This is a genomic window from Spirillospora sp. NPDC049652, from assembly GCF_040675125.1.
GTDB lineage: Bacteria > Actinomycetota > Actinomycetes > Streptosporangiales > Streptosporangiaceae > Spirillospora.
Genome location: NZ_JBFAOF010000220.1, coordinates 1 through 9,124, shown reverse-complemented (window position 1 = coordinate 9,124; position 9,124 = coordinate 1). Strand labels below are relative to the sequence as shown.

The 9,124-nt window shown below is 72.7% G+C and carries 6 protein-coding genes and 1 pseudogene; 3 read left to right on the top strand and 4 right to left on the bottom strand.

Annotated elements, in window-relative coordinates; all coding sequences use genetic code 11:
- Positions 1 to 183: pseudogene (locus AB0J52_RS16625) on the bottom strand (flavin reductase family protein); the annotation flags it as partial.
- Positions 184 to 442: 259 nt separating this feature from the next.
- On the opposite strand from AB0J52_RS16625, the gene AB0J52_RS16620 reads away from it, so the two are divergent.
- A complete protein-coding gene (locus AB0J52_RS16620; RefSeq protein ID WP_500182454.1) occupies positions 443 to 1,603 on the top strand; it encodes a thiolase C-terminal domain-containing protein in 1,161 nt (386 codons plus the stop codon).
- Positions 1,600 to 1,998 (top strand): Zn-ribbon domain-containing OB-fold protein, encoded by a 399-nt coding sequence (locus AB0J52_RS16615; RefSeq protein WP_500182453.1) that lies wholly within the window; start codon positions 1,600 to 1,602, stop codon positions 1,996 to 1,998. The genes AB0J52_RS16620 and AB0J52_RS16615 overlap by 4 nt, the downstream gene beginning before the upstream one ends.
- 67 nt (positions 1,999 to 2,065) lie before the next feature.
- On the opposite strand, the gene AB0J52_RS16610 is transcribed toward AB0J52_RS16615, so the two are convergent.
- Complete coding sequence (locus AB0J52_RS16610; RefSeq protein WP_500182452.1) at positions 2,066 to 2,530, bottom strand: hypothetical protein; 465 nt, start codon at positions 2,528 to 2,530, stop codon at positions 2,066 to 2,068.
- A 277-nt stretch (positions 2,531 to 2,807) separates the two neighbouring features.
- Here AB0J52_RS16610 and AB0J52_RS16605 point away from each other — a divergent pair, with 277 nt between their 5' ends.
- Positions 2,808 to 6,629, top strand: a complete 3,822-nt coding sequence (locus AB0J52_RS16605; RefSeq protein WP_500182451.1) for an nSTAND1 domain-containing NTPase — start codon at positions 2,808 to 2,810, stop codon at positions 6,627 to 6,629.
- A 7-nt stretch (positions 6,630 to 6,636) separates the two neighbouring features.
- Here the strand turns inward: AB0J52_RS16605 and AB0J52_RS16600 are convergent, their stop codons facing one another.
- Both AB0J52_RS16600 and AB0J52_RS16595 read right to left on the bottom strand, forming a co-directional pair.
- Entirely contained in the window at positions 6,637 to 8,223 is a 1,587-nt protein-coding gene (locus tag AB0J52_RS16600) for an AMP-binding protein (RefSeq protein ID WP_500182455.1), read from the bottom strand.
- Positions 8,223 to 9,124: hypothetical protein (locus AB0J52_RS16595; RefSeq protein ID WP_500182450.1), on the bottom strand; the 902-nt coding region annotated here is incomplete at its 5' end. The genes AB0J52_RS16595 and AB0J52_RS16600, both read right to left, overlap by 1 nt.

Here is a 9,124-nt window from a genome sequence, read left to right as displayed (position 1 = left end):
GGCGTCGATCCCGGTGATCGCGACCACGCCGGTCGCGAACCGGCCCAGCACCGCCCGGAAGCGCGCGCCGTCGATGTCGGTGACCCGGCCGTCCGGCCGCACCGCGGCCACTCCGCCGTCCGGCCGGGGTCCGGCCGCGGGTGCCGCGCCGTTGGCCGTCGGCCCGTCGGGGGATCGGTGCATGCGGCGCTCCACTCCCGGTCCGTGGCATCGCTCGGCCGACCCGGTCGCCGGGAGCGCGGTGGCGTGTTCGGCCATCACACCGTCCCTTCTCTTAGCCAAGCGCTTGCTTGGACGATAGGCGGGCCCTCTCGATACTGTCAAGCTCGCCGGCACCCGGCCTTCTTCCCCCATAAGGGCCTCTCTCTGGAGAAAGTCCCCCCAGGCTGGATGGTAATCTCGCACAAGCGCTTGCTTGCTCTCACTGCCAGGGAGGACGCCCGTGCCGGGATTCCGCGACCGGACCGCGATCGCCGGGGTCGGCTACACCCCCTTCAGCAAGGACTCCGGGGTCTCCACCCTCACCCTCGCTGTGGACGCGGTCACCGCCGCGCTCGCCGACGCCGGCCTCAGCGTGGACGACGTGGACGGCATCGCCACCCACCGCGTCGGCGACAGCACGCCCCCGTGGGTGGTCGCCCCCGCGCTCGGAGTCCCGGAGGTCACCTGGTACCTCGACCAGTTCGGCGGCGGCAGCGTCTCCCACTCCGTCGTCGCCCAGGCCGCCATGGCCGTGGCGTCCGGTGCGGCCGAGACCGTCGTCTGCTACCGCGCCATCAACGCCCGCTCGGAGTTCCGCATGGGCGGCACCGGACGAGCCCCCGCGCCCATCTTCGACGTCCAGTACCAGGCCCCCTACGGCTACTTCGCCCCGCCGCAGCAGTTCGCCATGTACACCCGCGCGCACATGAACCGGTACGGCACGACGCACGAGCAGCTCGGGCGCATCGCCGTCCGCCAGCGCGAGAACGCCGCCAAGAACCCCCGCGCCCTGAAACGCGACCCGATCACCCTGGACGACTACCTCGCGTCCCGCTGGATCGCCGAACCCCTCCGGCTCCTCGACTGCTGCCTGGAGACCGACGGCGCGTGCGCCCTCGTCGTCACCTCACGCGAACGCGCACGCGACCTCCGCCGTGAACACGTCCTCATCTCCGGCGCGGCCTGGGGTGGCGGCGACAGCATGTTCTCGGGCGCGGGCTCCACCCCGTCCGGCACCGACTGGACGGTCACCGAGGCCGCTCGCATGGCCCCCCGCCTCTACGCGATGGCGGGCGTCACCCCGTCCGACATCGACGTCGCCGAGCTCTACGACTGCTTCACCTACTCGGTCCTGGTCCAGCTGGAGGACTACGGCTTCTGCCCCAAGGGCGAAGGCGGCCCGTTCGTCGAGTCCGGCGAGGGGCCGCCCGTCAACACCCACGGCGGCTTCCTGTCCGAGGGGTACGTCCACGGCATCAACCACATCGCCGAAGCGGTGGCCCAGCTCCGCGGCGACGCGGGCGACCGGCAGGTGCCGGACGCCCGCGTCGCCCTCTCGACCGCCCAGCCCGGCTACGTCCTCGCCGGAACCTCGGCCCTCATCCTCCGGAGCGACCAGTGATCGTCCGCCCCGAACCCGACCGCGACTCCCGCCCCTGGTGGGAGGCCGTCCGCCGGCATGAACTGACCGTCCAGAAGTGCGCCGGCTGCGGCAGGCTCCGCTTCCCGGCCCGCGCCGTCTGCAACGCCTGCCGCTCCCGCGAGTCGACCTGGACCCCCGTCTCAGGCCGAGGCCGCGTCTACTCCTGGATCGTCAACCACCAGCGCTTCGCGCCGTCCATGACGGAGCCCGTCACCATCCTCGCCGTCCGCCTGGACGAGGGCGACGACCTCCTCATGTACGGCAACCTGGCGGAACCCGCCGAGGTCCACGAAGGCCTCGCCGTCAAGGCCGTCTTCACCGACCACGACGACGAGACCCTCGTGAACTGGAGACCCCTCCACGACCAGCAGTGAGCGCGGCCCTCCCCGACCGTCCGAGCTCCGCACCCCGCACCGGAGAGGAACCGCGCCCGTCAATCGCCTACCACCAGGTCGTGCAGATGTTGGTGCTGGTGCCGGCCGCCCGGGCACAGGCGCGGAACCTGAGGTTCGGGTCGGAGCTGGCGTAATGCGCGGGTGTCCACCAGCGCTCGCCGGGGCCCGCGCTGGAGAACGGCCCGCACTGCATGTTCCCGTTGCCCCCGGTGGTCGAGACGTCGAACCAGAACAGATCCTGTCTGGTGGTGATGCCGCCTATCACCGCCCACCCCGCCTGGCGGCCGTTGATGTTGCCGACCACCAGCTTGATGGACTTGTTCCCCGGGCCCACGAGCCCGACCTGCCGGACGACGGTGCCCTGCGGCAGCGAGGACGGCCACGGCCACGTGGCGCAGTCCGCGGGCGAGGCGGACGCGGCCGGCGCGGTGGCCACGGAGACGAGGGCGGCCAGGCCGAGGCTCATCGTGGCGAGGACGGAGGCCCCGCGGGTGATGCGTAGGTGCTTCATGAGTGTCCGGTGTTCCCTTCGTCGGTGTGGCTCTGAACGCGGTCGCCGCGCCGCCCGTGCTTCCCCTCCGAGCTGCGGCTTCTCCAGTTCTGTCAGCCGCCGGATTGTCTGGCCAGCCCCTTCCGTCACTCCAGACAAAGCAGGGCGGACCCGCTCGTGACGGCGAAGTAGGCGTTTTCCCGGATGGACGCCTCGCCCGATCTTGATCAGGATGTGGGCGCGTGGCCGGGGCGTGGCCGCGCGGCACGAACCGGGGAGCGAACAAGGGGGACGGGCCTTGGGGCGTCGCGAGAATCCGCTGGATCCGACGGACGGGCCCGTCGCCCGATTCGCGCTCGAACTCCGCAAGCTGAGGGCCGAGGCGGGCGGGATCACCTACCGGGCGATGGCGGCCCAGGCCCACTACTCCACCGCGACCCTCGCCGACGCGGCGGCGGGCCGGCGGCTCCCCTCCCGTGAAGTGGCCCTGGCCTACGTGGCCGCCTGCGGGGGCGACGCCGAGCTGTGGGCCGAGCGCTGGGACGAGGTCGCGGACGAGGTCGCCGAGCGGCCCCGCGACGACGGACTCGCCTGCCCCTATCCCGGGCTTGCCCGCTTCGAACCCGCCGACCGCGACCGGTTCTTCGGACGCGACCGGCTCGTGGAACGGCTGGCCGCCCTCGTGCGGGACCGCACGGTCAGTGCCGTGGTCGGACCGTCCGGGAGCGGAAAATCCTCACTGCTGCGGGCCGGTCTCGCGCCCGCCCTGGAGGACGGGGGCTCCACCGTCCGGATCATCACGCCCGGTCGCGAGCCCTGCCGCGACCCTGCTGGGCCTCCGGACGCGGACGGCGTCCTCATCGTGGACCAGTTTGAGGAGATCTTCACGCTCTGGGCCGACCCGGACGAGCGGACGCGCTTCATCGACGCCCTCCTGGAGTTCGCCCGCGCGGGCGACGGCGCGCGGGTCGTCCTCGCCGTGCGCGCGGACTTCCTCGGGCACTGCGCCCAGCACCTCGAACTCGCCGAGGCCATGGGGGCGGCCACGCTGCTGGTGACCCCGATGGGCCCGGACGAGCTGCGGGAGGCCGTCGTCAAACCGGCGGCCGTCGCCGGGCTGGTCGTGGAGCGGGCGCTGACGGCCCGGATCGTCGAGGAGGTCGGGCGGGAACCCGGCGGGCTCCCGCTGATGTCCCACGCCCTGCTGGAGACCTGGCGGCGGCGGCGCGGCCGGACGCTGACCGAGGCCGCCTACGAGGCCGCGGGCGGCATCCGCGGCTCGATCGCCCGCACCGCCGAGGACCTCCACGAACAGCTGACCGACCGGCAGCGCGAGGTCGCCCGGCTCCTGCTGCTACGGCTGGTGGCCCCCGGCCGCGGCACCCAGGACACGCGCCGTCCCACGGCCGTCGCGGAACTCGACGTCGGCGAAGGCGACGAGGCCGCCGCGGTACTGGAACGACTCGCCGCCGCCCGGCTGGTCACCCTGGACGAGGACACGGCCGACCTCGCGCACGAAGCGCTGCTGACGGCCTGGCCCCGGCTGCGCGAATGGATCGACCAGGACCGGGACCGGATCCGCGTCCAGCAGCGGATGACCGAGGCCGCCGACGGCTGGGAGGCCCTCGGCCGCGACCCTGGCGCGCTCTACCGGGGCGAGAACCTGGCCCTCGCCGAGCGGTGCTTCCCCGGTGACCGGGACGAGCTGACCACGCTGGAGCGCATGTTCCTGGACCGCTCCATCGCGGCGCGCGAGAGCACCCGGCGGCGGCGCCGCGCGCGGACCGTGGCCCTGTCGGCGCTGCTAGCCGTGGCCGTGCTGGCCTCGTTCGTCGCCTGGCAGCAGAACCGGATCGGCGACCGGCGACGCACCGAGGCCGCCGCCCGCCGCGCCGCGGACGTCGCGGAGAGCTTGCGCTCCTCCGACCCGACCACGGCGATGCGACTGTCACTGGCCGCCGTCCGGATCGCCGACCTCCCCGAGACTCGCTCAGCACTCCGGGCCGCCGCCTGGCAGCCGGAAGGTGCCGCCTTCACCGACCCCAGCGGCGGAGCTGCGCCCGTCCGCAGGCTCAGCGCCGACGGCCGAACCCTGACCAGCATCGGTGCCGACCAGACGACCCGGTGGGACCTCGACACCGGCCGCCGCATCGCCCAATGGCCCGGCCTGGGCACCGACACAGAGGCGGCTGGGATCCTCCGCTCAGACGCCCCGATCGTTCCGCTGTTCCCCCTGGTCGGGGCTAGAGACACTTTCGTCCTGCGCGACCTGACCACTGGCCGGCCGACGCGGAGGTTCCCCGCCAACTCGGGCGCTGAAATGGGGGCGGGCGGCGACCGGGTGATCGGGTATTCAGTGACCACCACTGCCAACGTGGTCCGGCTATGGGACGCCTCCGAGGGCAGAAAGCTGCTCGAACTGGCATTTCCGCGCACCCGAGGAAAAGCCATGGAACTGGCGAGCGCGGACGCCACCAGGGGCTTCCCCGTCATCCGGCGGTTCATTCGTGAACGCCGCTCAGGCGCTCTGACCGATGACGCCTTTCCGGACGCAACGCTCAGCCCCGATGGTGCCCGCCTCGCGGTGTGCATCAGGGGGCAGCGGCTTCAACTCTGGGACGTCCGGAGCGGACGCCGCCTGCCCGCCCCCTGGGCTCCGCGAGCGGGTTACGAATGCCTGAGGGAGCACGTCCTGTTCACTCCTGACAGCAAGAAACTCGCCGTCGTCGGCGATGACGGCGTGCGCGCCTGGGATCTGGCGTCCGGACGGCAGGCTTTCGACGTCAAGCACAATGCACTGAAAGAGGTGGCTTTCAGCCAGGACGGCACGCACCTGGTCGCGACCAACGGAACGGAGGTCCTGCTGTGGCGGCTCGACCGGCGCGACCTGCCTATCTTCAGGTACGCGCTCACAGGGCAGCGTGCCACCGACCTCCGGGTCGATCCTCGTGCCAACCGCATCCGGTACATCGGCGGCCCACCGAACGCCGAGCGGACGGTCTACACCCTCGACCTTCGAAATCCCGGCGACCCATGGCAAGACGTTTCCGCCGTCGAGTCAACCTTTGCCCGCAACGGCACGGCGCTCGCCAGCATGCGCCCGATTCCGGGCACCGGCACCCTCCGGGTCAGCCTGGCCCACCCTGACAGCGGACGAACCACGACCCCCGTGCCGCCGGTACCGTGCAGTGACCACTACACAGGCCCGGGACTCGACCCGCAGTGCCACCCGTTGCTCATCTTCGACGGCGACGGGAACTCACTTCTCTTCGGCAGCAGCGTGAGCGGCCCCGAGACCGGACGGAACCGCATGTCCCTCTGGGACATGCGCCGACAGAGCGCCACGCCGTTGACCGGCCTGAGTGACAGGTACACCGGAGGCGCCGCATTCGGTCCAGGGAGCGGACTGTTGCTCTTCCTGGAGGGCCCCACAGGAGTCGAGGCCAGTGCCGTGCGACTGTGGGACCCGCGCCGCCGGGTCACCATCGCGACCATGCCGGTCCCGGCGAGAGGAATCGGAGGCGCGCTGTCGGCCATGGCCCTGCACCCCGATGGCAGGCTTCTCGTCACTGACCAATCCCTCGCGTTCGGCCTTCCCTCGGGGCGAGTCGTGCCCGCAGCGGACCGTCCGGGCGAGGCCGTGGTCATGGTCTTCAGTCCGGACGGCGGGCAGCTCGCCGTCGGCGACCGCGCTGGTCGGGTCGGGTTGTGGAACGGCGACGCCACCCGACGGCTGGGTGAACTCGCCGGGGCCGAACCTGAGTCAGGCAGCGTCACGGCCCTGGCCTTCACTTCGGACGGTCGAACCCTCGCCGTCGCCACCGCGAATGGCACCGTGCGCCTCTGGGACACCCGCTCACACCGTCCCATCGGTTCCCCGCTGCCCGTCTCCGGCGACACCCCTCTGGCCCTGGCCTTCAGCGCGGACGGCAACATCCTGTACATCGCCAACGAGCGGGCCCCGCTCCAGCGCCAGCGGATCGACCTCGCAAGCGCCCAGTCCACCGTCTGCAGTCGCGCGGGCGGCGGCCTGACGCCAGCCGAGTGGAAACGTCTCATCCCCGCCGTTCCCTACGGCCGGACCTGCCCCGCCGACGCCCGGACCGGTTCCCAGCGCTGAGCAGCCCTCACCCGGCCCGCTCGGCGGCGGCCCGCTCGTGGAGGGTGGGCTTGTCGATCTTGCCGTTGGCGTTCACCGGCAGGGCGTCCACGACAATGACCCGGCGGGGGACCTTGTAGTTCGACATGTTCTCCCGGGCCCAGGCGATGACGGCGTCCGGAACGACGTCCCGCCCCGGCGGCGGGACGACATAGGCCCACCCGACCTCGCCCTGCCGCTCGTCCGGGACGCCGATCACCGCCACCTGCGCAACGTCCGGGCAGGCCAGCAGCAGCCCCTCGATCTCCGCCGGGTAGGCGTTGAAGCCGGAGACGATGAACATCTCCTTCTTGCGGTCCACGATCGCGACGTTGCCCGCGTCGTCCACGACGCCGATGTCGCCCGTGTGCAGCCAGCCCTCCGCGTCCACCGCCTCGGCGGTGCGCTCGGGGTCGTTCCAGTAGCCGCGCATGACCCCGTAGCCGCCGACCAGGATCTCGCCCGGCTCGCCGGGAGGCAGGTCCGCGCCGCCGTCGTCCACCACCCGCACCGAGACGCCCGGCACCGGACGGCCCGTCGATCCGGCGACCACCTCCACCGGGTCCTCCGGCCGGGTCATCGAGACGACCGTGCCCTCCATCAGGCCGTAGGCGTTGATCATCCGCTCGATCCCGACGCGGTCCACCAGCCGGCGGATCAGCTCGGGCGGGACGGCGGCCGCGCCGCAGATCAGCACGCGCAGGGACGACACGTCGCGGCCGTCCAGCTCGTCCAGGATCTTGAAGAACATCGGCGGCGCGCCCGCGAGGACGCTGACCCGGTTCGCCTCGATCAGGTCGAGCAGCCCGCCCGGGTCGAACCGGGCGATCGGCATCATCGTCGCGCCGCGCAGGACGCAGGCGAGCAGCCCCGCGTTGATGCCGAACCCGTGCGAGAACGGCGCGATGATCGGATACCGGTCGCCGCGGCGCAGCGTGACGATCTCCGCCCAGTCCCAGTAGCCGCGCAGCAGCTGGGAGTGGTGCAGCATGACGCCCTTGGGCGCGCCGGTCGTGCCCGACGTCGCCATGATCGAGGCGATGTCGTCCAGGCCGACCGCGAGCGCGCGCTCCTCGGCCTCCGAGACGGCCGTCTTCTCCCCGGCGGCGAGGAACTCGTCCCAGGCCATCGCCCCCGGGGGAGCGGGACCCGCCCCGAGGACCACCCGGTGCCGCAGCTCCGGCAGCTCCGCGTCGGCGATCATGTCCAGGTAGGACGTCCCCATGAACCCCTCGGTCGCGAGCAGCACGGACGCGCCGGCCTTGCGCAGCAGCCCCGCCGCCTCCAGCCCCTTGAAGCGCGTGGAGACGGGGGCGATGATCGCGCCCGCGTCCCAGACGCCGTACGCCGCGACGACCCAGTCCGGATCGTTCGGACCCCAGACCGCCACCCGGTCGCCCGGCCCGACGCCGAGCGCGATCAGCGACCGGGCGACCTCGGCCGCGCGCGCCGTGAGCGAGCCGAGCGTGAGGCGGACGTCCCCGGCGACGACCGCCTCGACGTCCGGGTGCCGGGCGGCCTGGTCGCGGAGCATGCGCGGGATCGTCCCCCACGCGGGGACGGCCTGGAGGTCCATCACGCCCCCAGGGCGGAGCGGTCGCGGCCCAGGTGGTGGCCGCGCTCGTCGGTGACGGTCCCGGGGCGGCGCGCCTCGGCGACCTCGTCCTCGACGACGACCTCGATCGACACCGGGGTCAGCGCGTAGAGCGCCTGCGTGACGCGGCCCTTCCACATCGGGTTCCTGACGAGCGTGTCGCGGTTGAACCGGACGTGCAGCGCGGCGGCGTCGAGGGTGCCCTCGCGGGTGATCCGCAGATCCCAGTGCGCGACGCCGTCGATCTTCGACAGCGCGGCCTCCAGCTTCGGGACGGAGATCCAGCGCCCCCGGACCAGCACGTGCTCGCCCAGCGTGTTCGTCGGCGCGGGCACGCCGTCCTCCCCGCCGGACAGCCGCACCGCATGACCCGTGCGCCGCACCTCGTCCCCGGCGAACGCGACCAGCTCGGCGACCCCCGCGTCGAACGGAGCCTCCAGGAGGACGTCCTTCTCGACGGACGCGAGCCCGAGCAGCCCGTCCCGGACGACGGTCAGCGCCGCATCGGACGGCCGCTTCCAAGCGACCGGAACACCGAGGAACGGATCGGCGTAGAGCTCCCGGACGTCCGCCTCGAACTCGGCGGCGAGCTGCGCGCCGGTGTTGGCCGACGGGATCTCGCCCACCACCAGGATCCGCTCCAGCTCCAGGTCCAGCGGGTCGAGCAGGAACTCCAGATGCAGCCGCGCGAGCAGGTCCATGGCGCCCGTGGGCGTGATGACCAGCGTCGTCGCCCCGACGGCCTCCAGCGCCGAGTGCAGCCGCATCCGCCCGCGCGCGCCCACCGAGGCCGACGCCTGCGCGACCGACGCGGCGGCCCGCGCGATCAGCGACCCGCTCGGCTCCCCGTCGTCGTTCAGCGCGACCACCACCCGGTCGGACG